This is a genomic window from Sphingomonas sp. CROZ-RG-20F-R02-07, assembly GCF_022662335.1.
Classification (GTDB): Bacteria; Pseudomonadota; Alphaproteobacteria; order Sphingomonadales; family Sphingomonadaceae; genus Sphingomonas.
In genome coordinates, this window is record NZ_JAKNQJ010000004.1 from 268,424 (window position 1) to 294,821 (window position 26,398).

Below are 26,398 nucleotides of genomic sequence, written 5' to 3' on the forward strand. Positions count from 1 at the left end.
GCGATACCATCACCACCGACGCGAGCGGCGGCATCGGCACCTATGTCGATCAGGTGCTCCACGAGACCGATGCGGCCGATCCGACGACCGGCGACGTCACGATCCAGAACTACACGATCAATTTCGGCCCGCAGCATCCCGCCGCGCACGGCGTGCTGCGGCTGGTGATGGAGCTGGACGGCGAGATCGTCGAACGCGTCGATCCGCATGTCGGCTTGCTCCACCGCGGCACCGAGAAGCTGATCGAGTACAAGACCTACACGCAGGCGCTGCCCTATTTCGATCGGCTCGATTATTGTTCGCCGCTCTGCATGGAGCATAGCTACGTGCTGGCGGTCGAGAAGCTGCTCGATCTGGAGGTGCCGCTGCGCGCGCAATATCTGCGCGTGTTCTTCGCCGAGCTGACGCGCATTTCCAATCACATGCTCAATCTGGGCTCGCACGTCATGGACGTCGGCGCGATGACGCCGAACCTGTGGCTGTTCGAGATCCGCGAAGACTGCATGAATTTCTTCGAACGCGCCTCTGGCGCGCGCATGCACGCCAATTATTTCCGCGTTGGCGGCGTGCACCAGGACGTGCCGCTGAAGCTGCTGACCGACATTGCCGACTGGCTCGACACGCGGCTGCCGCGCCTGTTCGAGGATGCGCTGAGCCTCGTGGTCGACAATCGCATCTTCAAGCAGCGCAACGTCGACATCGCGACGGTCAGCCGCGACGATGCGATCGCCTGGGGCTTTTCGGGCCCGATGATCCGTGCGGCGGGCATTCCCTGGGATCTGCGCAAGTCGCAGCCCTATGACGTGTACGACCGGATGGAGTTCGATGTGCCGGTCGGCACACGGGGCGATTGCTACGACCGGTTCATGGTGCGCGTGGAAGAGGTCCGCCAGTCGGCGCGGATCATGAAACAGTGCCTCGCCGAGATGCCCGAAGGTCCGATCATGACGCTCGACCGCAAGGTCGGCCCGCCCAAGCGCGGCGACATGAAGCGGTCGATGGAAGCGCTGATCCACCATTTCAAGCTCTACACCGAGGGCTATCACGTCCCCGCAGGCGACGTATATGTCGCGACCGAAAGCCCCAAGGGCGAATTCGGCGTGTATCTGGTCGCCGACGGATCGAACAAACCCTATCGCTGCAAGATCCGCCCGACCGCGTTCAGCCACCTCCAGGCGGCCGACTTCATGATGAAGGGCCATATGCTCGCGGACACCACTGCGGTGCTGGGCGCGATGGATATCGTTTTTGGTGAATGTGACCGCTGATGGCTGAAGCACCCAAGATCCCCGACGAAGCCGAGATGCGCGCGCGCTGGGGCGGCTTTGCCTGGACCGACGCCAACCAGGCCAAGGCGAACGAGATCCTCGGCCGCTATCCCAAGGGACGCGAGCAATCCGCCTCGCTGCCGCTGCTCGATCTGGCGCAGCGCCAGGTGGGGGCGGAGACGCAGACGCAGGGCTGGTTGCCCGTGCCGGTGATCGAGTTCGTCGCGCGCCAGATCGGCGTGCCCTATATGCGCGTGTACGAGGTTGTCACCTTCTACACGATGTTCAACCTGGCGCCGGTCGGCCGCTATCATGTTCAGGTGTGCGGCACGACGCCGTGCATGCTGGCGGGTAGCGACGACGTGCTGGCGGCATGCAAGAATCGCGGGCTGGTCAAGGGCGGCACCACCCCCGACGGCCTGTTCACGCTGACGGAGGTGGAATGCCTCGGCACTTGTGCGAACGCGCCGATGGTCCAGATCAACGACGATAATTACGAGGATCTGGATTATGATCGCACCTTGGCGGTGCTCGATGCGCTGACCAAGGGCGAGCACCCCAAGCCCGGCTCGACGATCGGCCGCCAGACGAGCTGCCCCGAAGGCGGCCCGACCTCGCTGAAGGCGATGGTCGATGCGAACCACGATTATCGGGGGGAGTGGGCCTGATGCTAGCCGACAAGGACCGCATCTTCACCAATCTCTACGGCTTTCAGTCCTGGAAGCTGGACGCGGCGCGTGTGCGTGGCGATTGGGATGATACCAAGGCGCTGATGGGCAAGGGCCAGGACGCGATCATCGACGTCATCAAGGCGTCGGGCCTGCGCGGCCGCGGCGGGGCGGGCTTCCCGACCGGCACGAAATGGTCGTTCATGCCCAAGGAGCCGAAGCCCGATCGGCCGAACTTCCTCGTCATCAACGCCGACGAGAGCGAGCCGGGCAGTTGCAAGGATCGCGAGATCATGCGCCACGATCCGCACAAGCTGATCGAGGGTGCGCTGATCGCCGGCTACGCGATGCGTGCGCGGGCGGCGTATATCTATATCCGCGGCGAGTATATCCGCGAGGCCGAAGTGCTCTTCGCCGCGGTCGCCGAGGCGTATGACGCGGGGCTGATTGGCAAGAACGCGTGCGGCTCTGGCTATGATTTCGACGTGTTCGTCCATCGCGGCGCGGGCGCCTATATCTGCGGCGAAGAGACCGCGATGCTCGAAAGCCTGGAGGGCAAGAAGGGCCAGCCGCGCCTCAAGCCGCCATTCCCGGCGGGGGCAGGGCTCTATGGCTGCCCGACGACGGTCAACAACGTCGAATCCATCGCGGTCGCGCCGACCATCCTGCGCCGCGGTGCGGATTGGTTCGCCAGCTTCGGCGCGGAGAACAACAAGGGCACCAAGCTCTTCCAGATCAGCGGCCATGTGAATACGCCCTGCGTCGTCGAAGAGGCGATGGGCATCACTTTCCGCGAGCTGATCGAGACGCATTGCGGCGGCATCCGGGGCGGGTGGGACAATCTGCTGGCGGTGATCCCGGGCGGATCGTCGGTGCCGCTGGTGCCGGCCGCCGAGATCATGGATTGCCCGATGGATTTCGACGGGCTGAAGAAGGTGGGATCGGGCCTGGGCACCGCGGCGGTGATCGTGATGGACAAATCCACCGACATCGTCCGCGCGATCAGCCGCATCAGCTATTTCTACAAGCATGAGAGCTGCGGCCAGTGCACGCCGTGCCGCGAGGGCACCGGCTGGATGTGGCGCGTGATGGAGCGGATGCGCACCGGCGACGCCGACCTGTCCGAGATCGACATGCTCCAGCAGGTGACCAAGCAGGTCGAGGGCCATTCGATCTGCGCGCTGGGCGATGCCGCCGCGTGGCCGATCCAGGGCCTCATCAAGCATTTCCGCCCCGAGATGGAACGCCGCATCACCGCGAACCGCGGCGGCGACCTGTCGCCGATGATGGAAGCCGCCGAATAATGCCAACAGTCAAAGTCGATGGCGTCGAGATCGAGGTGCCGCAGGGTGCCACCGTGCTGCAGGCCTGCGAGCTTGCCGGCAAGGAGATTCCGCGTTTCTGCTATCACGAGCGCCTCAGCATCGCCGGCAATTGCCGGATGTGCTTGGTCGAGGTGAAGCCCGGGCCGCCCAAGCCGCAGGCGTCGTGCGCGCTGCCGGCGGCGGACAAGCAGGAGATCTTCACCAATTCGCCGATGGTGAAGAACGCCCGTGAGGGCATCATGGAATTTCTGCTCATCAACCATCCGCTCGATTGCCCGATCTGCGATCAGGGCGGCGAATGCGATCTGCAGGACCAGTCGATCGCCTATGGCCGCGGCCATTCGCGGTATGACGAGAACAAGCGCGCGGTTACCGAGAAATATATGGGGCCGATCGTCAAGACGGTCATGACCCGCTGCATCCAGTGCACGCGCTGCATCCGCTTCGCCGAAGAGGTGTCGGGCGTCGAGGAGATCGGCGCGATCTACCGCGGCGAGGACATGCAGATCACCTCCTATCTCGAAAACGCGGTGAAGAGCGAACTCTCCGGCAACGTGGTCGATCTGTGCCCGGTGGGCGCGCTGACCTCCAAGCCTTATGCGTTCGAGGCACGGCCCTGGGAACTGCGCAAGACGCTCACGATCGACGTGATGGATGCGGTCGGCACCAACATCCGGCTCGACAGCCGTGGCCGGCAGGTGCTTCGCTGCGTTCCGCGGATCAACGAGGACGTGAACGAGGAGTGGGCGACCGACAAGACGCGCCATGCGATCGACGGACTGGTCCGCCGCCGGCTCGATCGGCCCTATGTCCGCGTGAACGGCAAGCTTCAGCCGGCGAGCTGGGACGAGGCGTTCGCCGCGATCGTCGCGGTGAATGCGGGCAGCAGCGTCGCCGCGATCGCGGGCGACCTGGTCGATTGCGAGACGATGTATGCCGCCAAGGCGCTCCTCGCCAAGCTCGGCTCGACGCTGCTCGAGGGGCGGCAGACGGGGATGGCGTACGATACGTCGAGCCTCGCCGCGGTGAACTTCAACACCACGATCGCGGGCACCGAGGATGCGGACGCGATCCTGCTCGTCGGCACCAATCTGCGCTGGGAAGCGCCGCTGGTGAACACGCGCGTGCGCAAGGCGATCAAGAAGGGCGCGAAGGTCTTTGCAATCGGGCCCGAAACCGACCTGACCTATAAGGTCGAATGGCTGGGCGACGATCTGGCGCTGCTGGGCGCGCTGCCCGATGGGGTGACCAAGGCGTTCGAAGGTGCGACCAAGCCGATGGTGATCGTCGGCGGTGCGGCCATGAAGGGCGGCCACGGTGCCGCGCTCGCGCTGGTGGAAACGCTGGGGTTGATAAAGGACGGGTGGAACGGCTTCAACGTCGTCCATATGGCGGCGTCGCGGATGGGCGGGCTGATGCTCGGCTATGCGCAGAAGGGCGGCATCGCCGACGTCATGGGGGCGAAGCTCGGCTTCTTCCTCGGCGCCGACGAGGTCGATTACACACAATTCGCCGGCTTCAAGGTCTACATCGGCCACCACGGCGACAAGGGCGCAGCCGCGGCCGACGTCGTGCTGCCGGGCGTCACCTATGCCGAGAAATCGGGTACCTGGGTGAATCTGGAGGGCCGCGTCCAGCGTGGCGAGCGCGCGGTGTTCGCACCGGGCGACGCCCGCGAGGACTGGACGATTCTGCGTGCGCTATCCGAGGCGATGGGCGCGACGCTGTCGTTCGACAGCCTGGCGGGGCTTCGCGAGGCGATGTACGCCGCGGTGCCCGCGCTGCGCGATCAGGCGCTCGTTCGGTTCGACTGGCAGGTGCCGGCGAACGACACCAAGGGCGAGGGCACGCTGGCGGGTTATCCGATCAAGGACTTCTATCTGACCAACGCGATCTGCCGCGCATCGCCGACGATGCAGCGCTGCTCGGCCGAACTGCTCCACGGCGAAGACTTCGCGGAGGCGGCGGAATGACCGAGTGGATCCAGGGCGGGCTCGGCTTCGGCTTCGGATGGTTCGTCGCGCACCTCATCTACATCCTCGTCATCGCGCTGCCGCTGATGCTGTCGGTGGCGATGATTATCTATGCCGACCGCAAGATCTGGGCGGCGATGGCGCTACGCCGCGGGCCCAATGTGGTCGGGCCGTTCGGCCTGCTGCAAAGCTTCGCGGACGGGCTGAAGGTGTTCCTCCAGGAAACCATCATCCCCTCGGCGGCGAACCGCACCCTGTTCCTGCTCGCACCGATCATCACCTTCACGGTCGCGCTGATCGTGTGGGCGGTGGTGCCGTTCCAGGCCGGGGTGGTGCTGGCGGACATCAATGTTGGCCTGCTCTACGTGCTGGCGACCTCGTCGCTCGGCGTCTACGGCATCATCCTGGCGGGCTGGGCGTCGAACTCGAAATATCCCTTCTACTCCGCGCTTCGCGCCGCGGCGCAGATGGTGAGCTATGAGGTGGCGATCGGCTTCATCCTCATCTCGATCGTGCTGTGGTCGGGCACGTTCAACCTGTCGGGCATCGTGCTGGCGCAGAAGGGCCTCTATGGCTGGGCGAACGGCTTCGCCGCCAACCCGCTGCTCTTCCCGATGGCGGTGATGTTCCTGATCTCGAGTCTGGCCGAGACTCAGCGCGCGCCGTTCGATCTGGCCGAGGCCGAGAGCGAGCTCGTCGCGGGCTACCAGACCGAATACAGCTCGATGAGCTTCGCCCTCTACTGGCTCGGCGAATATGCCAACGTCATCCTGATGTGCGTGCTCAATGCCACGCTCTTCTGGGGCGGATGGCTGCCGCCGCTCGACTGGGCGCCGCTCTATTATGTGCCCGGCATCGTGTGGCTGCTGCTCAAGATGCTCGGCTTCTTCTTCGTGTTCAGCTGGATCAAGGCAACCGTGCCGCGGTATCGCTACGACCAGCTGATGCGGCTGGGCTGGAAGGTCTTTCTTCCCGTCTCGCTGTTCTGGGTTTTCCTCGTCTCGGGCGTGCTGATGGCGATGCGCGTAGGGTTCGGATCATGATCGCGCGATATATCAAGGCGTTCACCCTCTGGGAGTTCGTGAAGGCGCATGCGCTGACGTTGCGCTACTTCTTCAAGGCGAAGGCGACGATCAACTATCCGTTCGAGCGCAACCCGGTGTCGCCGCGGTTCCGTGGCGAACATGCGCTGCGCCGCTATCCCAACGGCGAGGAACGCTGCATCGCGTGCAAGCTGTGCGAAGCGGTGTGCCCGGCGCAGGCGATCACGATCGAGGCCGAGCCGCGCGACGACGGTTCGCGGCGCACGACGCGTTATGACATCGACATGACCAAGTGCATCTTCTGCGGCCTGTGCGCCGAGGCCTGCCCGGTCGACGCGGTGGTCGAGGGGCCGAACTACGAATATTCGACCGAGACGCGCGAGGAGCTGATCTACGACAAGGCCAAGCTGCTCGATAATGGCGACCGTTGGGAAAGCGCGATCGCGGCGAACCTTGCCGCCGATGCGCCGTACCGGTAATGGCCGCGTCGTTCGAATCATGGGCAGTCGGGGGGCCTGAAGCGTGATCCAGGCATTCGCCTTCTATCTGTTCGCCTTCGTCGTCGTGGTGAGTGCCACGATGACCATCGCCTCGCGCAATCCGGTCCATTCAGTGATGTGGCTGATCCTGGCGTTCTTCAACGCCGCGGGGCTGATGGTGCTGGTGGGCGCCGAGTTCATCGCGATGCTGCTCGTCATCGTCTATGTCGGTGCGGTCGCGGTGCTGTTCCTGTTCGTGGTGATGATGCTCGACATCGACGTGGCGACGGTGCGCGGTGGCGTGGCGCGCTATTTCGGCATCGGCCTGGCCATCGCGGTAGCGCTCGCCGCCGAAGTGTTCATCGCGGTGGGCGCGTGGAGCACCGGCCCGATCCAGCTCGCGCGCCGCGCGGCGCCGATCGATGCCGCCGTGCCCAACATCCAGGCGATCGGCAATTTGCTCTACACGCGCTATCTGTTCGTGTTCGAAGGTGCGGGGCTCGTGCTGCTCGTCGCGATGATCGGCGCGATCGTGCTGACCCACCGCCAGCGCGGCGGCGTGAAGGCGCAGAACATCAGCCGCCAGGTCGCGCGCCGTCCGCAGGATGCCACGCGCAACATGAAGCCCGTCGTGGGCCAAGGAATGGATTTGTGATCGGGCTCGTCCACTATCTGGTCGTCGCGGCGATCCTGTTCACGCTCGGCGTGCTCGGGATCTTCCTCAATCGCAAGAATCTGATCGTCATCCTGATGGCGATCGAGCTGATCCTGCTCGCGGTGAACCTGAACCTCGTCGCCTTCTCGGCCTATCTGCACGATCTGGTCGGGCAAGTGTTCGCGATGTTCGTGCTGACCGTCGCGGCCGGCGAGGCCGCGATCGGCCTGGCGATCCTGGTGATCTATTTCCGTGGCCGCGGCACGATCGCGGTCGACGACGTCAACCGGATGAAGGGGTAACTCGGTTGATCGAGCTCATCGTTTTCCTGCCGCTGCTCGCGGCCGCCATCGCCGGGTTCGGCAACAAGGCGCTGGGGTTCACGCCGACCAAGTTGGTGACGACGGGCGCGTTGTTCGTCTCGTGCGCGCTCTCCTGGCCGGTGTTCATCGGTTATCTGTCGGGCCATAGCGCCGCGACCGTGGTGCCGGTGCTCGAATGGATCCACTCGGGCGACATGGACGTATCGTGGTCGCTGCGCGTCGACGCGCTCACCGCGGTGATGCTCGTCGTCATCACCAGCGTGTCCGCGCTCGTCCACCTCTATAGCTGGGGCTATATGAGCGAGGACCCGGACCAGCCGCGCTTCTTCGCCTATCTGTCGCTCTTCACCTTCGCGATGCTGATGCTCGTCACCGCGAACAACCTCGTCCAGATGTTCTTCGGCTGGGAGGGCGTGGGGCTCGCCTCCTATCTGCTGATCGGTTTCTGGTTCCGCAAACCCTCGGCCAATGCCGCCGCGATCAAGGCGTTCGTCGTCAACCGCGTCGGCGATCTGGGCTTCATGCTGGGCATCTTCGGCACGTTCCTGGTATTCGGCACGGTGTCGATCCCGGCGATCCTGGCCGCGGCGCCGCACATGGCCGGTTCGACGATCGGCTTTCTCTGGTTCCGCGCGGATACGATGACCGTGCTCTGCCTGCTGCTGTTCGTCGGCGCGATGGGCAAGTCGGCGCAGCTCGGCCTTCACACCTGGCTGCCCGACGCGATGGAAGGTCCGACGCCGGTTTCCGCGCTGATCCACGCCGCCACGATGGTGACGGCGGGCGTGTTCATGGTGTGTCGCCTGTCGCCGATGTTCGAGACGTCGCCCGTGGCGCTCGGCGTGGTGACCACGATCGGGGCGGCGACGTGCCTGTTCGCGGCGACCTGCGGCCTGGTGCAGACCGACATCAAGCGCGTGATCGCCTATTCGACCTGTTCGCAGCTCGGCTATATGTTCTTCGCCGCCGGCGTTGGCGCCTATGGCGCGGCGATGTTCCACCTGTTCACGCACGCCTTCTTCAAGGCCTTGCTGTTCCTCGGCGCGGGTTCGGTGATCCACGCGATGCATCACGAGCAGGACATGCGCTATTATGGCGGCCTGCGTAAGCAGATCCCGGTGACGTTCTGGGGCATGATGGCGGGCACGCTCGCGATCACCGGCGTCGGCATTCCCGGCATCTTCGGCCTGCCACAGATCGGCTTTGCCGGCTTCCATTCGAAGGACGCGATCATCGAGGCGAGCTGGGCGGCGGGGCAGCCGGGCGTGTGGTTCGTCGGCGTGCTGGTGGCGCTCCTCACCAGCTTCTATTCGTGGCGCGTGATGTTTCTGACCTTCTGGGGCAAGCCGCGCTGGGCCGCATCCGAGCATATCCAGCATGCGCTGCACGACGCGCATGGTCATGGGCATGATGCGCACGGCCACGACGCGCACGGCCATCATCCGGACGAGGCACATGGCAATCCGGCGCAGGCCGAGGACTCGGGCGATCATCCGTCGGAACATGGTCCGTCGCAGCATGACCTGCCCGCCGGCACCGGCGGCTATCATCCGCACGAGAGCCCGCTGCCGATGCTCGTGCCGCTGATCCTGCTGTCGATCGGTGCGGTTGCGGCGGGCTTTGTCTTCCACGGCTATTTCATCGAGCCGACCGCCGGCGAGGACTATTGGAAGGGCGCGATCGCGTTCCGCGAGCATCTGATGCATGCGATGCACGGTGTGCCCGTGCCGGTGAAGCTTTCGGCTACCGCCGCCATGCTGCTGGGGCTGTTCACCGCCTGGTATGCCTATATCCGCGCACCGAATTTCCCGGCGCAGGTGACCGGGCAGTTCGGCATCCTCTACCGTTTCCTCCTCCACAAATGGTATTTCGACGAGCTGTACCATCTGATCTTCGTGCGCCCCGCGTTCGCGATCGGACGGCTGCTCTGGCACCGCGGCGACGAGAAGACGATCGACCGGTTCGGGCCGAACGGCTCGGCCTGGGTCGTGCAGATCGGCTCGCGCGTCGCCGGCCGCTTCCAGACGGGATATGTCTACACCTATGCCTTCGTCATGCTGATCGGGCTGACCGCCGCGGTTACTTGGGCGATCGGATCCTTCCGATGACCGGTTTCCCGATCCTCTCCGTGATGCTGGCGATCCCCATGATCGCCGCCGTCGTCTGCCTCTTCCTGTCTGCGGAAGGCGCGCGCCGGCTCGCACTCGCGGCCACGCTGGTCGACTTCGTGCTCGGCATCGTGATGTGGGCGCATTACGACATCGGCGGTGCGCAGTGGCAGTTCGTCGAACATGCCGATCTGTTCGGCAGCTTCGCCTGGGCGCTGGGCATCGACGGCTTTGCGCTGATGCTCATCATGCTCAGCGTGTTCCTGATGCCAATCTGCATCGGCGCGAGCTGGCGTTCGGTGACGAACCGCGTGCCCGAATATATGGCCGCGTTCCTGTTCACCGAGGTGCTGATGATCGGCACGTTCGCGGCGCAGGATCTGTTCCTGTTCTATGTGTTCTTCGAGGCCGGGCTGATCCCGATGTACCTCATCATCGGCATCTGGGGCGGCGCGAACCGGATTTACGCGAGCTACAAATTCTTCCTCTACACGCTGCTCGGTTCGGTCGTGATGTTCATCGCCATGCTCTACATGGCGATCGACGCAGGCACGACGAGCATCCCGCTGCTGCAGGCGCACGACTTCCCCGCGCATGTGCAGACCTGGCTGTGGCTTGCCTTCTTCGCGTCGTTCGCGGTGAAGATGCCGATGTGGCCGGTGCACACCTGGCTGCCCGACGCGCACGTCCAGGCGCCGACCGCGGGTTCGGTGATCCTGGCGGGCGTGCTGTTGAAGCTCGGCGGCTATGGCTTCCTGCGCTTTTCGCTGCCGATGTTTCCCGAGGCATCGGGTCAGCTCACCTGGCTGATCTTCGGCCTGTCGGCGATCGCGGTGATCTACACTAGCCTCGTCGCTCTGGTGCAGAACGACATGAAGAAGCTGATCGCCTATAGCTCGGTCGCGCATATGGCGATCGTGACGATCGGTCTGTTCGCGTTCAACCGGCAGGGGCTCGAGGGCGCGATGCTGATGATGCTCAGCCACGGGCTGGTGTCGGGTGCGCTGTTCCTGTGCGTCGGCGTGATCTACGATCGGCTGCACACGCGCGAGATCGCACGCTATGGCGGCCTCAGCATCAACATGCCGCGCTACGCGCTGTTCTTCCTGTTCTTCACGATGGCGTCGATCGGGCTGCCGGGGACGAGCGGTTTCGTCGCCGAATTCCTGTCGCTGATGGGCACCTATCAGGTCTCGACCTGGATCGCTTTGCTGTGCACGACGAGCATCATCCTGGGCGCTGCCTATATGCTGTTCCTCTACCGCCGCGTCGCGTTCGGCGAGATCCGCTCGGACGAGGTGCGCGGCATGGCCGATCTGTCGGGCCGCGAGCTGTGGCTGCTGGCACCGATCGCGGCGGTCGTGCTGTGGATGGGCATCTATCCCGAAAGTTTCCTCAGCCCGATGCGCAAGGATATCGGCGTGCTGCTCGCGCGGGTCGACCGCGCGACGCCGCCGAGCGACTCCCGGCCGACATCCGGCCATCCTACCACGCCTGACGCGCATGCGGAGGCGCACTGATGGATTACGCCGCAAATCTGGCGATGACGCTGCCCGAACTCGTGCTGGCACTCGGGGCGATCGCGCTGATGCTCGTATCCGCCTGGGGCGGGCAGGGCTCGACCCGCGCGGTTTCGATCGCCTCGGTCTTCGTGCTCGCGGGCGCGGGGATCGCGCTGGTGGGGCCGGCGTCGTCCGGCGCTTCGGCGTTCGGCGGCCTCTACCGTGCCGATGCGTTCGCCGCCTTCGCCAAGGTGCTGATCTATATCGCTTCGGCGGTGGCGATCATGATGGCGCCCGATTTCTTCCGCCGCACCGCGGGTGACGATCTGAAGCCCGAATATCCGGTGCTGATCCTGTTGTCCGCGGCGGGCATGGGAATGATGGTGTCGGCGGGCGACATGCTGACGCTCTATGTCGGGCTCGAACTCCAGAGTCTGGCGGCCTATGTGCTCGCGAGCTTCATGCGGCAGGACCAGCGTTCGGCGGAGGCTGGGCTCAAATATTTCGTGCTCGGCGCGCTGGCGAGCGGGATTCTGCTCTACGGCATCAGCCTCGTCTACGGTTTTGCCGGCACGACGCTCTTCAGCGGCATCGCGCAGGCCTATGCGGGCTCGCGGTCGCTCGGCCTGTTGTTCGGGCTGGTCTTCGTGTTCGCGGGCATCGCGTTCAAGATCTCGGCAGTGCCGTTCCACATGTGGACGCCCGACGTGTACGAGGGTGCGCCGACGCCGGTCACCGCCTTCTTCGCTTCCGCGCCCAAGGTCGCGGCAATGGGCCTCGCGGTGCGCGTTGCGGTCGGGGCGATGGGGCCCGCGGCCGACCAGTGGCGCCAGATCGTGATCTTCGCCGCGCTCGCCTCGATCGTGCTCGGCGCCGTCGCGGCGATCGGACAGACGAACATCAAACGGCTGCTCGCCTATTCGTCGATCAACAATGTCGGCTTTGCGCTCGTCGGCCTGGCGGCGGGCACGCCCGAGGGTGCGGCGTCGGTGCTGATGTACCTGACGATCTATGTCGCGATGACGCTCGGTTCGTTCCTGATCGTCCTCCAGATGCGCGCGCCCGACGGCACGCCGGTGGAGGACATCGCTGCGCTCTCCGGCCTGTCGCGGACGCGGCCGGGGCTCGCGGCTGCGCTGGCGATCTTCATGTTCAGCCTGGCCGGCATCCCGCCGCTGTTCGGCTTCTACGCCAAGTTCGCGGTGTTCCACGCCGCGGTCGCCGCCGGGCTTTTCCCGCTGGCGGTGGTGGGCATCGCGGCCTCGGTGATCGGCGCCTATTATTATCTGCGCGTGGTGAAGACGATGTATTTCGACGAGCCGGGCGCCGACTTCGCGCGGCTTGACAACCGGGTCGAGGGTGGGCTGATCGCGCTGGCGGCGCTGTTCAACTCGCCGATCGGCTATCTGGCGATACCTTTCCTGGGGGCGTGGAGCATGACAGCGGCACGCGCGCTGTTCTGAGTATCGTCCGCACGGTCGCGGATACCGGATCGACCAACGCCGACCTGCGCGACCTGGCCGCGTCCGGCGCCGAGGACGGGCTGTGGCTGCGCGCCGAGCGGCAAAGCGCGGGACGCGGACGGCTCGGGCGGGATTGGGCGTCGCCGGCAGGCAATCTCTATGCGAGCCATCTGGTGCGGCTGCGACCCACCGATCCGCCCGCACCGACGCTGGCGCTGGTGGCCGCGGTGGCGCTCGAGGAGGCGGTGGACATCGTCGCGCGATCGCAGGGCCGGACGGTCGCGGCACGGCTCAAATGGCCCAACGATTTGTTGATCGACGGCGCCAAGGTTTCGGGCATCCTGCTGGAACGGGCCGGGGACTCTGTCGTGATCGGGATCGGCGTCAATCTGGCGCACCACCCCGATCTGCCCGATCGGCCGACCACCAGCCTGGCCGCACATGGCGTGGACGTTACGCCCACCAAGCTGCTGGAATCGCTTGCGGAGACGATGGGCCGCTGGATCGCGGCATGGCGCGCGGAGGGGCTCGCCCCGGTGCGCAGCCGCTGGCTCGAGCGCGCGCACCCGATCGGCACCGCGCTCGGCGTGAACCTGCCCGATGGCGATGCGGTAACCGGCGCGTTCGACGGGCTCGACGCGAGCGGTGCGCTGCTACTCCGCCTTTCGGATGGTGGACGGCGTATCGTCCACGCCGCCGACGTGTTTCTGGCATGAGCGCGGCGCCGGCCGATCGGGCGCGGTGGCGCGGCGCTCGAGCCGACCCGCACGAACCGAAGGATTGACGCCGATGCTGCTCGCGATCGATGCCGGCAACACCAATGTCGTGTTCGCGCTCGTGGACACGGGGCTCGTCAAGGCCCGTTGGCGGATCGCCACCGATCCGCGGCGCACCGCGGACGAATATGCCGTGTGGCTCAGCCAGTTGCTGACGCTCGCCGGCTATGATCGCGGCGTGGTCGACGGCGTCATCATTGCCACCGTCGTGCCGCGCGCACTCCACAATCTGGAGGTGTTGGCGACGAAATATTTCGGCCGCGCGGCGCTGATCGCAGGGCGGGGTGCGGTCGAATGGGGCATCGCGATCGATGTCGACGAGCCTGCATCGCTCGGCGCCGACCGCGCGGTGAACACCATCGCGGCGCATGCGCTCCATGCGGGCGACCTGATCGTGATCGATTTCGGCACCGCGACGACGTTCGATCTGGTCGACTATTCGGGCGCCTACAAGGGCGGGATCATCGCGCCGGGCATCAACCTGTCGCTCGATGCGCTCGTCACGGCGGCCGCCAAATTGCCGCGGATCGCGATCGAAGCGCCCGAAGAGACCAGCGTGATCGGCCGTAACACGGCGTCGCAGATGCACATCGGCATCTATTGGGGCTATGTCGCGATGATCGAGGGGCTGGTACACCGCATGAAATCCGAAGTGGGCCGGCCGGTGAAAGTGATCGCAACCGGCGGATTGGCCACGCTTTTCGAAAAACAGACCGACGTGTTCGACGCGATCGAGCCCGATCTGACCATACAGGGGCTGGCGATGCTGTGGGATCGCGCCCATATCGAGACGGCAGCGCTCGCGCCGTGATGGCCCGCGGGCGCAAAATCATTTCCTAGAAAGCAAAGAATGACTCCCAAGAACGAACTTCTCTTCTGTGCGCTCGGCGGTTCGGGCGAAATCGGCATGAACGTCAATCTCTATGGCACCGAAGGCAAATGGGTGATGGTCGATCTCGGCATCACCTTCGCCGATCCGGGCTATCCCGGCATCGACGTGATCCTGCCCGATCTGCAATTCATCGAGGAACGGCTGGATGATCTGGTCGGCATCGTGCTGACCCACGGCCATGAGGATCATATCGGCGCGCTGCCCTATCTGGCCGAGGATCTGGGCGTCCCGCTCTATGCCACGCCCTTCACCGCGGGGCTGATCCGCGGAAAGCTGGAGGAGGAGGGCATCGCCAACCGCGTGAAGCTGCGCGTGATCGAGCCCGGCGCCGACTTCAAGGTGGGGCCGTTCGGTTTTCAGTTCGTGCCGATGTCGCATTCGATCCCCGAGGCCAATGCCCTGCTGATCGATACGCCGCACGGCCGCGTGTTCCACACCGGCGACTGGAAGATCGACGCCGCGCCGGTGATCGGCAACCCCGCCACCGCCGCCCAGCTCGCCGCGATCGGCGACGAGGGCATCGACGCGCTGGTGTGCGATTCGACCAACATCTTCAACGCCGAGGCCTCGGGATCCGAGAGCAGCGTGCGCAAGGGGCTGGCGGAATCGGTCGCCAAGGCCAAGGGGCGCGTGCTCGTCACCTCGTTCGCATCGAACGCGGCGCGGCTGGTAACGCTGGGCGAGGTCGCCAAGGAGACGGGACGCAAGCTGTGCGTCACCGGCCGTTCGCTCGATCGGATCCTGAAGGTTGGCCGCGCCTGCGGCTATTTCAAGGATTTCCCCGAGACGGTCGATCCCGAGACGGCGATGCGGCTGCCGCGCAACAAGGTGCTGATCGTGGCGACGGGCGGGCAGGGTGAGCCGCGCGCCGCGCTCGCGCGCGTGGCCGACGGCAGCCACACCATCACGCTCGAACAGGGCGACACGGTGATCTTCTCCTCCAAGCAGATCCCCGGCAACGAAGTGGCCATCGGCCGCATCCAGAACACGCTGGCCGGCCGGGGCGTGTTTCTCGTCACCGAGCGCCAGGCGCACGTCCATGTCTCGGGCCATCCGGGCCGCCCCGAACTCGCGCAGATGTACGATTGGATCCGGCCCGACGTGCTGGTGCCCGTGCATGGCGAGATGCGGCACCTGATGGAGCATGCGCGCTTCGGCAACACCGAGGGCGTGCCGCAGAGCTTCGTGCAGACCAATGGCGACGTGATCCGGCTGGCACCGGGCCCAGCCAAGAAAATCGGCACGGCGGCGATCGGCCGGCTGGTGCTCGACGGCGACGTGATCCTGCCCGCCGACGGCAATTCGATCAACGAGCGTCGCCGGATCGCGATCAACGGCCAGATCTCGGTCGCGCTGGCGACCCGGGGCGGCCAGTTGATCGGCGATCCCGAGGTGCGCGTGCAGGGCGTGCCGGTCGAGGAGGATCGCGCGGCGTTTCTGGTCGAGGCGGTCGATGCGGTGCGCGCCACGCAGCGCGGCGGCCCGCGCGACACCGAAAAGATGCGCGAGGCGATCCGGCTGGCGGTGCGCAAGGTCGCGGTGCGCTGGACGGGCAAGAAGCCGATCGTCGACGTCCTGATGATCCAGGCCTGAGGCGGGGCGGGCGGCGATGCGCTGGACGTCGGCGGTCGCGATCTACGTCCTGTTCTGGGCGTTCTCGGTGTTCCTCGTCCTGCCGTTCGGCGTCCGTACGACGGACGAGGTGGGCGGCGAACACATCCCCGGTCAGGCGGAGAGCGCGCCCCATGAGTTCGACATGAGGCGATTGGCGAAGCGCGTGACGTTGGTGGCGACGATCCTGTTCGTGCTGTTCCAGGTGAACTATCACTTCGAATGGATCACGCCGCTGTCGTTCGATTTCTTCGGGGCGCAGCGGGCGCTCGCCCGGTGACGGAAATGCCCGTCGCAGTTTAGAGCGGAGTGACATGAGCTTGATCGGATCACGAAATCCGTTCGTGCTGAGCTTGTCGAAGCACGCTTTCTGCGCGCGCCTTCGCATTCTGAACAGGCTCTTCGACTAGCTCGGGGCGGACGGAATAAAGTAACGCCATCAAACTCTAGCGGATTGATTTACGCGGATTTTACCTGTGACGGGCATGAAGGGCGGATGCGATGCTCCCTTCCGGTCCTGTTTGCCCTTCAGGGAGCGGTGACGATCAGCGGTCTGTTCGCGCTGGCCGTCCAGCCGGCGCCCGATGCGGCGCTGCTGGCGGTGCCTCTGTCCGACGCTGCGGCGGACGGGATCGTCCGCATCGCGACGCACCATGGCGCGCAATTGATCGGCACCGGGCCTTTGGCCGGCTGGATCGTGCTGCGCGGAGGCGATGACGGGTTGCGCGGCGCGCTCCGCAGGATCGGCGTATTGCTGGTCGCGGCGCCGCCGGCCGGTTGCGGAACGGGAACGCCGGCATGATCGCGCTTGCCCCCGATCCGGCCCTTGCAGATCTCACCGGGGTCGATCCCGTGATGGTCGATCGGCGCGCCCCGATCGCACCGATCGATCAACTGCGGCAGCGCGGGGTGGCGGGGATCGCGGTCGCGGGGTGGGCCACGCTCCTGGTGCTCGTCCTGACGAGCATGGCGCTCGGGCACGACTCGGCAGGCGGCGTCGCGCTGGTCGGATGCGCGCTCAATCTCGCGCCGAGCTGGGTCGCGCTGCGCGGCCGGTACGATGCCGAGGCCCGCGCGATCGTGGGAACGCTGGCCGCCTCGATGCCCGCGCTGCTCGTCTATGTGTTGCAGGGCCAGGCGTGGCAGATGGACGGGCACATGTATTTCTTCGTCGCGCTCGCCGCGCTGACGGTGCTGTGCGACTGGAAGCCGATCGCCATCGCCTCGACGCTGATCGCGGTCCATCATCTGCTGCTGGAATGGCTGGTGCCGAGCTGGGTGTTCGCCGGATCGGGCAATTTCGCACGCGTGTTGTTTCATGCGCTCGCGGTGATCCTCCAGTGCGGGATTCTGGGGTGCGTGACGCTTTGGCTGGAACGCCTGCTGAACGGCCAGGGGGCCGCAGTCGCGGCGAGCCGGGTGTCGGCGGCCGAGGCCGATGCCGAGCGGTTGATCGCGCGCGATGCGCTGCGTCAGGCGCGCGACGCGGAAGCCATGGCGCTGTCCGAGCGCAGCCGGTCCGACACGATCGAGGCCGACGCCAATCTGCGGCGCCGCGCCGAGGTCGAGGAGGTCGCCGCCCAGTTCGAGGCAAGCGTAGCGGGCGTGGTGGTGGCCATGGAGGCCGCCGCCGCGCAGCTCGAGGGGTCGGCGATCCATCTGAACGAGCTTGCGGGCGATGCCGGCCAACAGGCGAGCGCCGCGGCGGTCGGCGCGGCGGCGGCTACGGCCGACATCCGCCAGGTCGCGGCGTCGATCGCCGATCTCGGCCAATCGGTCGGGACGATCGCGATCGCGGCCGAGCGGCAGGACACGCTCACGCGCACCGCGCATGATTGTGGCCTCGGTGGCGGCGAGACGATCGCGCTGCTGCGCGAACAGGCGGAGCGGATCGGGACGTTTCTCGAGGAAATCCGGCGCATTGCCAGCAAGACCAACCTGCTCGCCCTGAACGCCACGATCGAGGCGGCACGGGCCGGCGAAGCGGGGCGCGGTTTTGCAGTGGTCGCCAACGAGGTGAAGTCGCTGGCCGGCGACGCCGCACGCGCGAGCGGGCAGATCGGAATGCTGCTGGAGACGATCCGCACCGGCGTCGGATCGTCGACCGCGGCGATGAAGACGGTGACCGGCGTCGTGGCCGAGGTGGCGCAGGCGGCGGGCGGGATCGCGCTCGCGACGATCGACCAGCGCGGCTATGTCGAGGCGATCGGCGAAAGCGCCGCGCGGGCGACCGCCAGCGCGGACCATATCGAGCAGCGCGTCGGCGGGGTGGCCGCCGTCGTCACCACCGCGGGCCTGTTATCGGCCGAGGTGCGGCGAAGCGCATCGGCGCTGTCGGCCAATGCGCGCGATCTCCGCTCGTCCACCGACCGCTTCGTGGATGCGCTGCGCGACGAGGCCTATCGCAGCCGTTCGATCGCCTGAGCCAGCGCCACGTACAATTTGCCCATATCGGACGAAAGCAGGGTAACGCCCAGCGGAGAGCCGTCGCGCTGCGCCAGCACGCCGCGCAGCATCGATTCGAAATCGTGGATGTAGCGGTTCACCGACTCGCGAAAGCCCGCATCGTCGTCGTAGAAGCGCGCGATGTCGCGCGCGTCGCCCGCGTCGAGGATCCGCACCGCACGCCGGGTGAACACCCCGCGGTCGCCCTTGAGATAGGCGGCCCAGGCGCTGTCGGACACCTCGATCGACAGGTTCTTGGTGATGTCGATCGAGGCAGAGTTGAGCGATTCGATCAGCAGCGAGGCGCGCCGCGCGAACGTATCGCGATCCGCCTCCTCGCGTTCGATCCGCGCATCCTCGACGCGCGTTTCGAGGATCGCGCTGTGATCGGCAATCGTCTGCACCTCGGCGGCGAGCCGCGCGGTCGCGCGTGTCGCCGCATCGACCGCGGCGTTCGTCGCATCGCCGATCGCGCGGACCTGACGCTCGACGGTGTCGCCGGTGACTCGGCGCATCGCCTGCGCGGCGGCGCCCTCCAACGCGGCGGCGGCCTCCGGGATCACGTCGGCGAGCGTCTCGCGCGCCTTGTCCGCCGCCGCCGACGCGGTGTCGCGGACGCGGAGCAGGGCGTCGATCAGCTTGGGCGCGGCCTCCTCCGCGAAGCGTTCGGTGCGCTCGATCGTCTCGTCCACCATATGGCCGATCGCGTCGGCCTTGCTGCGCCCGGTGGTCAGCGTCGTCAGCAGCGTGGCGGACAGGTGATCGAGCGTGCGGCGCTGCTCGCCGATCACGCCGGCGATTGCCTCGATCGCGTCGTGCGTGCTTTCCGCCGCCGTCACCAGCGCGAGCAGTTCGGGCCGCGCCTGCACCACGATCGCGCGGCTGGCGCCTACGCGCTGGTCGAGCCGTGCGAGTGCGTCGGGCAGCGTCTCGTCGATCTCGCGCGCCGCGGCGTCGAGCGCGATGAGCAAGGTTTCGGTCGTGCCGATCGTCCGCGTCGCCATCGTGTCGCCGACGCGCAGCGCTTCGGTCATCGCCTCCGCCGATCCGCCGAGCGCGCTGATCGAGGCCGCGAGCATCTGCGACCGGTCGATTCCCTGATGGTGGAGCGAATCGATCTGGCGTTCGACGCGCGCGATCCCGCCCTCGAGGTCGCCGACCATCGCGTCGCCGGCCACGCGCTGCGACTCTAGCCGCTCGCCGATCCGCTCGATCACCGCCTCGGCGGCAGTCATCCGCGCCGCGAGCGCCTCGGCACCGTCGCGCATCGCATGGTCGAGCGTCGCCTGATTGGCGCCCAGCATCGCGAGCATCGCATCGCCCTGAACGGCGATGCCGTGGCGCGCCTGGTCCACCGCATCGGCGGTGCGGTCCATCAGCGCGTCGACGGCGCTCGCCATGTCGCCGGTGACCGCTTCGAGCCGCGCGCCGGCCGTCTCGCTCGTCGCCTCCATGCGGACGATGTGCGCGGCCAGCCGCTGTGCCGCGCCGCCCGCCAGCGCCTCGGCCTCGCGCCCGCGTTCGGCGAGTGCCACGAGCTGTGCGTCGAGCGCGGCGGCATGTTCGCCCGCCGACAGCGCCGCCTGGTCGAGCGCGATGGTGACCGCTTCGATCTCGCCCTGCGCGCGCGGCAGCGAGGCGAGCAGCACGCCCAGACTGGCCTGCGCGTCGGTCGCGGCCGCCGTCAGCCGCGCGGTATGCGCATCGGCTTCGGCGATCTCCTGCCCGAGCGCGCGGCCGATCGTGGCGAAGCGATCCTGCGCGGCCTCGCCCGTTGCCATCAATTGCGTGATCTGTTCGGCCAGCGCGCGGCGGTTGCTATCGAGCGCGCGTGCGATCCCGGCCGCGCTCCGCTCCAGGCTTTCCGCTTCGGCACGCATGCCGCGGGCGGTCGCACTGAAACGCCGCGCCTCGGTCCGGCTCGTGCGCTGCGCCAGCAGCCAGAGAATGCCGATGAGCGCCGGAACGACCGCCAGCGCGGCCAGAAATTCGGTCAGCGCCACCGCATCGAGCGTCGCCAGCCGGCCGCGGCACAGCCAGATCATCGTGGCGACCCAGCCGAGCGCGAGCGATGCCGCGGCCAGCGGCGCGATCCACCGGGGCGAGGGCACGGATTCGGGTTCGTCGTACACCGGTTCGGCATAGGGCTCGTTCGCCAGATCGAGGACGGGATCGAACCGCGCGTCGGACATCGACGGCTCGCCCAGTTCGGCACGCATGTCCACGATCGTACGAACCCCCTGATAGCCCCGGCGGCGTTTACCATGAATTTCCGGGGCGGGGAACGCCTGCGCAACCATGCCTTAAGGCTGTCCGGTGCAGGATGCGGCGATGGCCTATGATCCCGGAGCAATCGATGCCGCGCTGGCGGCCGCGGTGGGCGATGCGCCCGCGCTGATCGCGGAGCTGCGCCTGGCGTTTCGTGACAGCGCCGAACTCGCGCTCGCGGCGATGGCGCACGCGGAATCGGGCGATGCGTGGCGCGTTGCCGCCTTTCGGCTGAAGGGGCTGGCCGCGAGCTTCGGCGCGGTGCGGCTGATGGCGCTGGCCGGTGAAGCGGCGGCAGCGCCGGTGCACGACCGTGCGGTGCTCGCGAAATTGAAACGGGCGGTGGCACGGCTGTAACGGCGGATCACGCGGGATCACGCGGCAGGGCGCATCGGACTCTATGCACCGCGGGCCGAAATGCTTAACAGCCGCTCCATGATTGCCGGCCTGCTGTTCGCGACCCACGATGCCGAAGATCGGCCCGCCACCCTTACCGCCACGCTGCCGTTCGGCGGCGTGACGTTGATCGAATATCAGGCGCGGCTGCTGATCGCGGCGGGGGCAGCGCAGATCGTCGTCGTCGTGTCGCGGCTCACCCCCGAATTGCTGGGCGCGATCAGCCGGATCGGTCGGCGCGGCGTCGCGGTCGATCCGGTGCGGTCGGCGGCGGAAGCGGCGGAGCGGCTCCATCCGCTGGCGCGCGTGCTGATGCTCGCCGACGGGCTCGTCACCAGCCAGGCCGCGGTGGCGTTGTTGGCAGGCGACGGGCTGGCGGCCGAAGGCGGCGATGCGTTGCTCGTGGTGGACGAAGACGACGCCGCGCACGGCTATGAGCGCGTCGGCGGCGGTCTCGCCTGGGCGGGCGCGGCGCGGCTGGATGCGGCGCGCATCGGCGAGGTCGCGGCGCTACCGCGCGACTATGATTTCCAGGCGACGCTGATCCGCGTGGCGGCGCAGACCCCGGCGCAGGTCATCGCGCTGCCCCGATCGGTGATGCGCGCCGGGCACGGCATCGAACAGGGCGCGCTGGGGCTCGATCGGCGGGGCCGTGCGGCATTGACGGCGACGGTGTCCGATCGGCGCGGCTGGTTCGACCGCTATGTCGCGGCGCCCGCGATGCGGCTCGCGCTGCCGCCGCTGGTGGCGCGGCGGATCGGCGGCGCGGTGGTCGGCGCGACCGCCGGCGCGATCGGGGTCGTCGGCCTGGGCGCGGTCGGACTGGGGTTTGTCGCGACCGGTCTGCTGCTGGCACTGGTCGGCAGTATCGGCCTCGCGCTCGGCGCGACCATCGGCGACCTGCGCGACGAGGCGAGCGCACCGGCGATGCGGATCGCCGCGGGGGTGTTGCCGGCACTCGCGGCTTTGCTGCTCGGCTTCCATCAGAGCGCCGTCAGCGGCGACGGCGCGGCGCGCGTGATCGCGCTGGCGCTGGTGATCGCGGGTGCGCTGGCGGAGCGCGCGATCCGGCCGGCGCGCCGCTGGCTCGCCTGGGGCAGCCCCGGCGGCTATCTGCTGATCGTGGCGCTCGCCACGCTTCTCGGGTTGCCCCGCGTCGGGCTCGCGCTGGCCGCGCTCTACGCGGCGGCGACGCTGGCGGGAGCGATCGAGGATTTGCGCACAAAGGCTTAGTGTCGTTTTAACGACGGAGCGGCTAGCAGGACGCATGTCGGTCGAACCAGACACCTCAGAGCCGCGCGGCGCTAGCGCCCCGGTCCGCGTGCGCGCCGCCCGATCGCGCGCCGATGCGCGGCTGTCCGGTGCGATCGCGGATTATTTCCTCGCCGATTTGGATCGGCTCGACGATCGGACGCGGGCGATGATCGCGCGGCTGCTGAATGCGCTCATCGAGGGGCTGGCGTTCGATATCCGCCGCCACGCCGCACGCCTGCTCGCCACGCGCGGTGCGCCCGCGCTGGGCGAGGCGGTGTTGAAGGCGCGCGGCGATATCGCTCAGCGGCTGACGCGCGCGGGGCTGCTGCGCGACCGTGCGCTGATGGACGAGCTGATCGCGCGCGTCCGCCAGGATCTGCTCGGCGACGCGCTGCCGTCGGCGGTGGGTGGCCCCGACGAGGCGAGCCTGCTCGTGCGGCTGATCGAGGGGCCGGATACGATCGTGGCGGCCACCGCGTCCGCGCTGCTCGCCGCCCAGTCTCGCCGGCGCTCGGCGAACATCGGCGGGACGGTCGCGCCGAACGAACTGCCCGCCGAGCTTCATCACCGCCTGGTCTGGTGGGTGGCGGCGGCGCTGCGCAGCGACGATGACGGCGCGATCGATCACGCGCTCGCCGAGGCGGCGCAGCGCAGCCTGGGCGCGCATGACGAGGGCGAGCGCGTCGAGGCGGTGGCGATGCGCCTAGCCGCGGCGATCGATGCCGCGCCCGAGGAGCTCCCCATGTTGCTGACCGACTCGATCGGCGATCGGCAGCCGGCGTTGTTCGCGGCGCTGCTGGGCCATGCGCTCGGCTATGATTACGACGCCGTCCGCGCGCTGATGATCGAGCCCGAGGGCGAGCGGCTGTGGCTGGCGCTGCGCGCGGTGGCGTGCGGGCGCGAGACGCTGGCACGCGTGGCGCTCGCGCTTTCCGAAGCCGATCCGCGCCGCGACATCGAGGCCTTCGCCGATGCGCTGGACGACATCGCCGCGGTGGACCCCCATGTCGCCCGCATGGCGCTGGGCCCGCTCGCGCTCCACCGGGACTTTCGCGAGGCGATCGACTCGCTCGCACGTTGTGAGACGCCATGAACGCACCGATCGCCCATCCTGTCGCGCATGCCGTAGTCGATGCCGATGGCCATCTGCTCGACGCCGATCCCGCCATCGTGACGCTGAACGCGCGCGCCGGCGGCACGGTGGGCGAGGCGCTGGCGGTGCCGCAGCTCGCGACGATCGCGCGGCTGGCGCGGCGGTTGGGGATCGTGGTGTCGCGCGGTGTGATCGTGTCGGACGACGAGGCGGATATCGATCTATGGGTGCGCGCGCAGCCGCAGGGCGACCTCATCCGGCTGTCGGTTAGCGGCTGGCGCGAGCTCCAGCCGTGGCGGAGCGTCCCGCGTGGCGCGCAGGCCGAACTGGATTTCCAGCATGCCGATGCCGACTGGCGCTGGGAGACGGACGCGGCGTTGCGCCTCACCTTTCTCAGCCTCGATGCGGGGCCGCGGCACGGCTTCGACGCACTGGCGCTGCTCGGCCGCCCGCTGACTGCGCTGTTCGCGCTCGACACCGATGATGGCGAGGCGATCCCGCTGATCGATTCGCTTGCCCGCCACCGGCCGCTCGATGCGCAGCCTGCGCGGCTGAAGGGTTCGGGGCGGCCCCTGGTCCTCTCGGCCGTGGTGCGGCAGGATGCGCACGGCGCGTTCGCCGGCTTTTCCGGGTCGGTGCGGATGGCGGAGACTGCGCCCGCCGCGCCGCCGCAGCCCGAGCCTGCGCCACTATCCACCACCTTCACCGAAGGGCTGGACAAGGTGCTGCGCTCCCCGCTCGCGCGGATCATCGCCAATGCGGACAGCATCAACGCGCAGGCCGACGGCCCGCTGCGCCAGGATTATGTCGATTACGCCGCCGATATCGCGGGGGCGGGGCGCCACCTTCTGGGGCTGGTCGACGATCTGGTCGATCTTCAGGCGATCGAGCGCCGCGATTTCGCGCTCCCCGTCGAGCCGATCGACCTGGCCGATGTGGCGCGCCGCGCAGCCGGCCTGTTGTCGGTGCGCGCCGCCGATGCCGGGGTGACGATCAGTCGCCCGGCGGCGGGCGACGGGCTGTCGGCGCAGGGCGATTTCCGCCGGACGCTCCAGATCCTCGTCAACCTGATCGGCAATGCGGTGCGCTATTCGCCACAGGGAGCGTCGGTCGACGTGGCCGTCGCGCGCACGCGCGGGCAGGCGATCGCGACGGTGACCGACCGGGGCAAGGGGATCGCGCCCGACGATCAGGCGCGGATCTTCGAGAAGTTCGAGCGGGTCGACACCAGCGAAGTCGGCGGCAACGGCCTCGGCCTCTATATCGCCCGGCGGCTCGCGCGCGCGATGGGCGGCGATCTCGATGTGGAAAGCGCGCCCGGCGAAGGCGCGCGCTTCACCCTCACGTTACCGGCGGCCGATCCGGCGCGCGGCGAGTATTAGCGCCAACCCGATCACCGCGAGTGCCGCACCGCGATCCGCCCACGCCCGCTGTTCGAGCATGAAGCTCGAGGCGGGCCAATGGACGTAACCCAGCCCCTGGCCGATCCAGAGCAATCCCATCAGCGTGGCCAGCACGCCGATGACGATCAGGATCGGCTGGAGGCGTGCCATCACCGCTTGTCCGCCGGCACATATTCGCGCTGCGTCGGGCCGGTGTAGAGCTGACGCGGGCGGCCGATCTTCTGGTCGGGATCGGTAATCATCTCGTTCCACTGCGCGACCCAGCCGACGGTGCGGGCGAGCGCGAAGAGCACGGTGAACATGGACGTCGGGAAGCCGATCGCCGACAGGATCACGCCCGAATAGAAATCGACGTTCGGGAACAGCTTCTTCTCGACGAAATAGGGATCGTTGAGCGCCAGTTCCTCGAGCTGCAACGCCACGTCGAACACGGGATCATTGACCTTCAGCTCGGCGAACACCTCGCGCACCGTCTGCTGCATCACGGTCGCACGCGGATCGTAATTCTTGTACACGCGGTGGCCGAAGCCCATCAGGCGGAACGGATCGTTCTTGTCCTTGGCGCGCGCGATATATTCCGGGATGCGATCGACCGTGCCGATCTCGCGCAGCATGTTGAGCGCGGCTTCGTTCGCGCCGCCATGCGCGGGGCCCCACAGGCAGGCGATGCCGGCCGCGATGCATGCGAACGGGTTCGCGCCCGACGATCCGGCGAGGCGGACGGTCGAGGTCGAGGCGTTCTGCTCGTGATCGGCGTGGAGGATGAAGATCCGGTCCATCGCGCGCTCGATCACCGGATTCACGACATAGGGCTCGGCGGGCACGCCGAACGTCATGCGCAGGAAATTGCCCGTGTAGCTGAGCGAATTGTCGGGATAGAGGAAGGGCTGGCCCAGGCTGTACTTGTAAGCCATCGCCGCCAGCGTCGGCATCTTGGCGATCAGCCGGTGCGAGGCGATGGTGCGCTGCACCGGATCGTGAACATCAGTCGAATCATGGTAGAAGGCGCTGAGCGCGCCGACCACGCCGCACATGATCGCCATCGGATGCGCATCGCGGCGGAACCCGCGGAAGAAGGTCGCGAGCTGCTCGTGCACCATGGTGTGACGCGTGATCGTGCCCGTGAAGGCGTCGAGTTCGTCGGCGGTGGGCAGTTCGCCGTTCAGCAGGAGGTGGCACACCTCCATGAAGTTCGACTTTTCCGCCAGCTCGCCGATCGGATAGCCGCGGTGGAGCAGCACGCCCTCGTCACCGTCGATATAGGTGATTTCCGAGCGGCAGCTCGCCGTCGAGGTGAAGCCCGGATCATAGGTGAACGCGCCGGTCTGGCCATACATCTTGCGGATATCGACCACATCGGGGCCGATCGTGCCCGACAGGACCGGATATTCGAAGTCCTTGCCGTCGAGGGACAGTTTGGCTGCGTCGCTCATGATCGTGATCCTTCCTCGCT

At 67.4% G+C, this 26,398-nt stretch carries 24 protein-coding genes; 21 read left to right on the plus strand and 3 right to left on the minus strand.

Annotated elements, in window-relative coordinates; all coding sequences use genetic code 11:
* Positions 1 to 32: 32 nt before the first annotated feature.
* The 17 genes from L8H00_RS08940 to L8H00_RS18830 all read left to right on the plus strand — a co-directional run bounded on the left by L8H00_RS08940 (position 33) and on the right by L8H00_RS18830 (position 18,510).
* Positions 33 to 1,268: an NADH-quinone oxidoreductase subunit D gene (locus L8H00_RS08940; protein WP_242097068.1), complete on the plus strand. Its 1,236-nt coding sequence runs from the start codon at positions 33 to 35 to the stop codon at positions 1,266 to 1,268.
* Positions 1,268 to 1,936, plus strand: a complete 669-nt coding sequence (locus L8H00_RS08945; RefSeq protein ID WP_242096941.1) for an NAD(P)H-dependent oxidoreductase subunit E — start codon at positions 1,268 to 1,270, stop codon at positions 1,934 to 1,936. Before L8H00_RS08940 ends, L8H00_RS08945 begins: the two co-directional genes overlap by 1 nt.
* A complete protein-coding gene (nuoF, locus tag L8H00_RS08950; RefSeq protein ID WP_242096942.1) occupies positions 1,936 to 3,240 on the plus strand; it encodes an NADH-quinone oxidoreductase subunit NuoF in 1,305 nt (434 codons plus the stop codon). The genes L8H00_RS08945 and nuoF overlap by 1 nt, the downstream gene beginning before the upstream one ends.
* Complete coding sequence (nuoG, locus tag L8H00_RS08955) at positions 3,240 to 5,234, plus strand: NADH-quinone oxidoreductase subunit NuoG (protein ID WP_242096943.1); 1,995 nt, start codon at positions 3,240 to 3,242, stop codon at positions 5,232 to 5,234. Before nuoF ends, nuoG begins: the two co-directional genes overlap by 1 nt.
* Positions 5,231 to 6,277 carry an NADH-quinone oxidoreductase subunit NuoH gene (gene nuoH / locus L8H00_RS08960; protein ID WP_242096944.1) on the plus strand — a complete coding sequence of 349 codons (1,047 nt, stop codon included), beginning with the start codon at positions 5,231 to 5,233 and terminating at the stop codon, positions 6,275 to 6,277. The genes nuoG and nuoH overlap by 4 nt, the downstream gene beginning before the upstream one ends.
* Positions 6,274 to 6,756 carry an NADH-quinone oxidoreductase subunit NuoI gene (gene nuoI / locus L8H00_RS08965; RefSeq protein ID WP_242096945.1) on the plus strand — a complete coding sequence of 161 codons (483 nt, stop codon included), beginning with the start codon at positions 6,274 to 6,276 and terminating at the stop codon, positions 6,754 to 6,756. The genes nuoH and nuoI overlap by 4 nt, the downstream gene beginning before the upstream one ends.
* A 43-nt stretch (positions 6,757 to 6,799) precedes the next feature.
* A complete protein-coding gene (locus tag L8H00_RS08970) occupies positions 6,800 to 7,411 on the plus strand; it encodes an NADH-quinone oxidoreductase subunit J (RefSeq protein WP_242096946.1) in 612 nt (203 codons plus the stop codon).
* The gene (nuoK, locus tag L8H00_RS08975) at positions 7,408 to 7,713 is read left to right on the plus strand and encodes an NADH-quinone oxidoreductase subunit NuoK (RefSeq protein WP_242096947.1); all 306 of its coding nucleotides are present in this window, start codon (positions 7,408 to 7,410) and stop codon (positions 7,711 to 7,713) included. The genes L8H00_RS08970 and nuoK overlap by 4 nt, the downstream gene beginning before the upstream one ends.
* 5 nt (positions 7,714 to 7,718) lie before the next feature.
* Positions 7,719 to 9,842: an NADH-quinone oxidoreductase subunit L gene (gene nuoL / locus L8H00_RS08980; protein WP_242096948.1), complete on the plus strand. Its 2,124-nt coding sequence runs from the start codon at positions 7,719 to 7,721 to the stop codon at positions 9,840 to 9,842.
* Positions 9,839 to 11,362 (plus strand): NADH-quinone oxidoreductase subunit M, encoded by a 1,524-nt coding sequence (locus L8H00_RS08985; RefSeq protein ID WP_242096949.1) that lies wholly within the window; start codon positions 9,839 to 9,841, stop codon positions 11,360 to 11,362. Before nuoL ends, L8H00_RS08985 begins: the two co-directional genes overlap by 4 nt.
* Positions 11,362 to 12,807, plus strand: coding sequence for an NADH-quinone oxidoreductase subunit NuoN (gene nuoN / locus L8H00_RS08990; RefSeq protein ID WP_242096950.1), 1,446 nt, complete (start codon positions 11,362 to 11,364; stop codon positions 12,805 to 12,807). Before L8H00_RS08985 ends, nuoN begins: the two co-directional genes overlap by 1 nt.
* A 2-nt stretch (positions 12,808 to 12,809) precedes the next feature.
* Entirely contained in the window at positions 12,810 to 13,523 is a 714-nt protein-coding gene (locus tag L8H00_RS08995) for a biotin--[acetyl-CoA-carboxylase] ligase (protein WP_347340721.1), read from the plus strand.
* 73 nt (positions 13,524 to 13,596) lie between these two features.
* Complete coding sequence (locus L8H00_RS09000) at positions 13,597 to 14,394, plus strand: type III pantothenate kinase (protein WP_242096951.1); 798 nt, start codon at positions 13,597 to 13,599, stop codon at positions 14,392 to 14,394.
* A gap of 39 nt (positions 14,395 to 14,433) precedes the next feature.
* On the plus strand, positions 14,434 to 16,068 hold the full coding sequence (locus L8H00_RS09005; RefSeq protein WP_242096952.1) for a ribonuclease J: 1,635 nt from the start codon (positions 14,434 to 14,436) through the stop codon (positions 16,066 to 16,068).
* 16 nt (positions 16,069 to 16,084) lie between these two features.
* Positions 16,085 to 16,366 (plus strand): DUF1467 family protein, encoded by a 282-nt coding sequence (locus L8H00_RS09010; protein ID WP_242096953.1) that lies wholly within the window; start codon positions 16,085 to 16,087, stop codon positions 16,364 to 16,366.
* 258 nt (positions 16,367 to 16,624) lie between these two features.
* Positions 16,625 to 16,888 (plus strand): hypothetical protein, encoded by a 264-nt coding sequence (locus tag L8H00_RS09015; RefSeq protein WP_242096954.1) that lies wholly within the window; start codon positions 16,625 to 16,627, stop codon positions 16,886 to 16,888.
* Complete coding sequence (locus L8H00_RS18830; RefSeq protein ID WP_277924336.1) at positions 16,885 to 18,510, plus strand: methyl-accepting chemotaxis protein; 1,626 nt, start codon at positions 16,885 to 16,887, stop codon at positions 18,508 to 18,510. Before L8H00_RS09015 ends, L8H00_RS18830 begins: the two co-directional genes overlap by 4 nt.
* On the opposite strand, the gene L8H00_RS09025 is transcribed toward L8H00_RS18830, so the two are convergent.
* Entirely contained in the window at positions 18,486 to 20,750 is a 2,265-nt protein-coding gene (locus L8H00_RS09025) for a hypothetical protein (protein ID WP_242096955.1), read from the minus strand. The two genes, L8H00_RS18830 and L8H00_RS09025, sit on opposite strands and share 25 nt — an antisense overlap.
* A gap of 112 nt (positions 20,751 to 20,862) precedes the next feature.
* Here L8H00_RS09025 and L8H00_RS09030 point away from each other — a divergent pair, with 112 nt between their 5' ends.
* The 4 genes from L8H00_RS09030 (at position 20,863) to L8H00_RS09045 (ending at position 24,924) form a co-directional block, all read left to right on the plus strand.
* The gene (locus L8H00_RS09030) at positions 20,863 to 21,156 is read left to right on the plus strand and encodes an Hpt domain-containing protein (RefSeq protein WP_242096956.1); all 294 of its coding nucleotides are present in this window, start codon (positions 20,863 to 20,865) and stop codon (positions 21,154 to 21,156) included.
* Positions 21,157 to 21,234: 78 nt separating this feature from the next.
* The gene (locus tag L8H00_RS09035) at positions 21,235 to 22,428 is read left to right on the plus strand and encodes a hypothetical protein (protein WP_242096957.1); all 1,194 of its coding nucleotides are present in this window, start codon (positions 21,235 to 21,237) and stop codon (positions 22,426 to 22,428) included.
* A 34-nt stretch (positions 22,429 to 22,462) separates the two neighbouring features.
* Positions 22,463 to 23,542: a DUF2336 domain-containing protein gene (locus L8H00_RS09040; RefSeq protein WP_242096958.1), complete on the plus strand. Its 1,080-nt coding sequence runs from the start codon at positions 22,463 to 22,465 to the stop codon at positions 23,540 to 23,542.
* Complete coding sequence (locus L8H00_RS09045) at positions 23,539 to 24,924, plus strand: HAMP domain-containing sensor histidine kinase (protein ID WP_242096959.1); 1,386 nt, start codon at positions 23,539 to 23,541, stop codon at positions 24,922 to 24,924. The genes L8H00_RS09040 and L8H00_RS09045 overlap by 4 nt, the downstream gene beginning before the upstream one ends.
* Here L8H00_RS09045 and L8H00_RS09050 read toward each other — a convergent pair.
* On the minus strand, positions 24,889 to 25,095 hold the full coding sequence (locus L8H00_RS09050) for a hypothetical protein (RefSeq protein WP_242096960.1): 207 nt from the start codon (positions 25,093 to 25,095) through the stop codon (positions 24,889 to 24,891). The genes L8H00_RS09045 and L8H00_RS09050 overlap by 36 nt on opposite strands.
* On the minus strand, positions 25,095 to 26,378 hold the full coding sequence (locus L8H00_RS09055; protein WP_242096961.1) for a citrate synthase: 1,284 nt from the start codon (positions 26,376 to 26,378) through the stop codon (positions 25,095 to 25,097). Before L8H00_RS09055 ends, L8H00_RS09050 begins: the two co-directional genes overlap by 1 nt.
* Positions 26,379 to 26,398: the final 20 nt, after the last annotated feature.

Excerpts from the sequence above, each read along its gene's own strand:
- L8H00_RS18830 (WP_277924336.1), top strand. The coding sequence starts at position 16,885 with ATGATCGCGCTTGCCCCCGATCCGGCCCTTGCAGATCTCACCGGGGTC.
- L8H00_RS09035 (WP_242096957.1), top strand. The coding sequence starts at position 21,235 with ATGATTGCCGGCCTGCTGTTCGCGACCCACGATGCCGAAGATCGGCCC.
- nuoI (WP_242096945.1), top strand. The coding sequence starts at position 6,274 with ATGATCGCGCGATATATCAAGGCGTTCACCCTCTGGGAGTTCGTGAAG.
- L8H00_RS09040 (WP_242096958.1), top strand. The coding sequence starts at position 22,463 with ATGTCGGTCGAACCAGACACCTCAGAGCCGCGCGGCGCTAGCGCCCCG.
- L8H00_RS08985 (WP_242096949.1), top strand. The coding sequence starts at position 9,839 with ATGACCGGTTTCCCGATCCTCTCCGTGATGCTGGCGATCCCCATGATC.
- L8H00_RS08945 (WP_242096941.1), top strand. The coding sequence starts at position 1,268 with ATGGCTGAAGCACCCAAGATCCCCGACGAAGCCGAGATGCGCGCGCGC.
- L8H00_RS09045 (WP_242096959.1), top strand. The coding sequence starts at position 23,539 with ATGAACGCACCGATCGCCCATCCTGTCGCGCATGCCGTAGTCGATGCC.
- L8H00_RS09025 (WP_242096955.1), bottom strand. The coding sequence starts at position 20,750 with ATGCGTGCCGAACTGGGCGAGCCGTCGATGTCCGACGCGCGGTTCGAT.
- L8H00_RS09005 (WP_242096952.1), top strand. The coding sequence starts at position 14,434 with ATGACTCCCAAGAACGAACTTCTCTTCTGTGCGCTCGGCGGTTCGGGC.
- L8H00_RS09030 (WP_242096956.1), top strand. The coding sequence starts at position 20,863 with ATGGCCTATGATCCCGGAGCAATCGATGCCGCGCTGGCGGCCGCGGTG.
- nuoG (WP_242096943.1), top strand. The coding sequence starts at position 3,240 with ATGCCAACAGTCAAAGTCGATGGCGTCGAGATCGAGGTGCCGCAGGGT.
- nuoH (WP_242096944.1), top strand. The coding sequence starts at position 5,231 with ATGACCGAGTGGATCCAGGGCGGGCTCGGCTTCGGCTTCGGATGGTTC.
- L8H00_RS09050 (WP_242096960.1), bottom strand. The coding sequence starts at position 25,095 with ATGGCACGCCTCCAGCCGATCCTGATCGTCATCGGCGTGCTGGCCACG.
- L8H00_RS09055 (WP_242096961.1), bottom strand. The coding sequence starts at position 26,378 with ATGAGCGACGCAGCCAAACTGTCCCTCGACGGCAAGGACTTCGAATAT.
- L8H00_RS09000 (WP_242096951.1), top strand. The coding sequence starts at position 13,597 with ATGCTGCTCGCGATCGATGCCGGCAACACCAATGTCGTGTTCGCGCTC.
- nuoF (WP_242096942.1), top strand. The coding sequence starts at position 1,936 with ATGCTAGCCGACAAGGACCGCATCTTCACCAATCTCTACGGCTTTCAG.
- L8H00_RS09010 (WP_242096953.1), top strand. The coding sequence starts at position 16,085 with ATGCGCTGGACGTCGGCGGTCGCGATCTACGTCCTGTTCTGGGCGTTC.
- nuoN (WP_242096950.1), top strand. The coding sequence starts at position 11,362 with ATGGATTACGCCGCAAATCTGGCGATGACGCTGCCCGAACTCGTGCTG.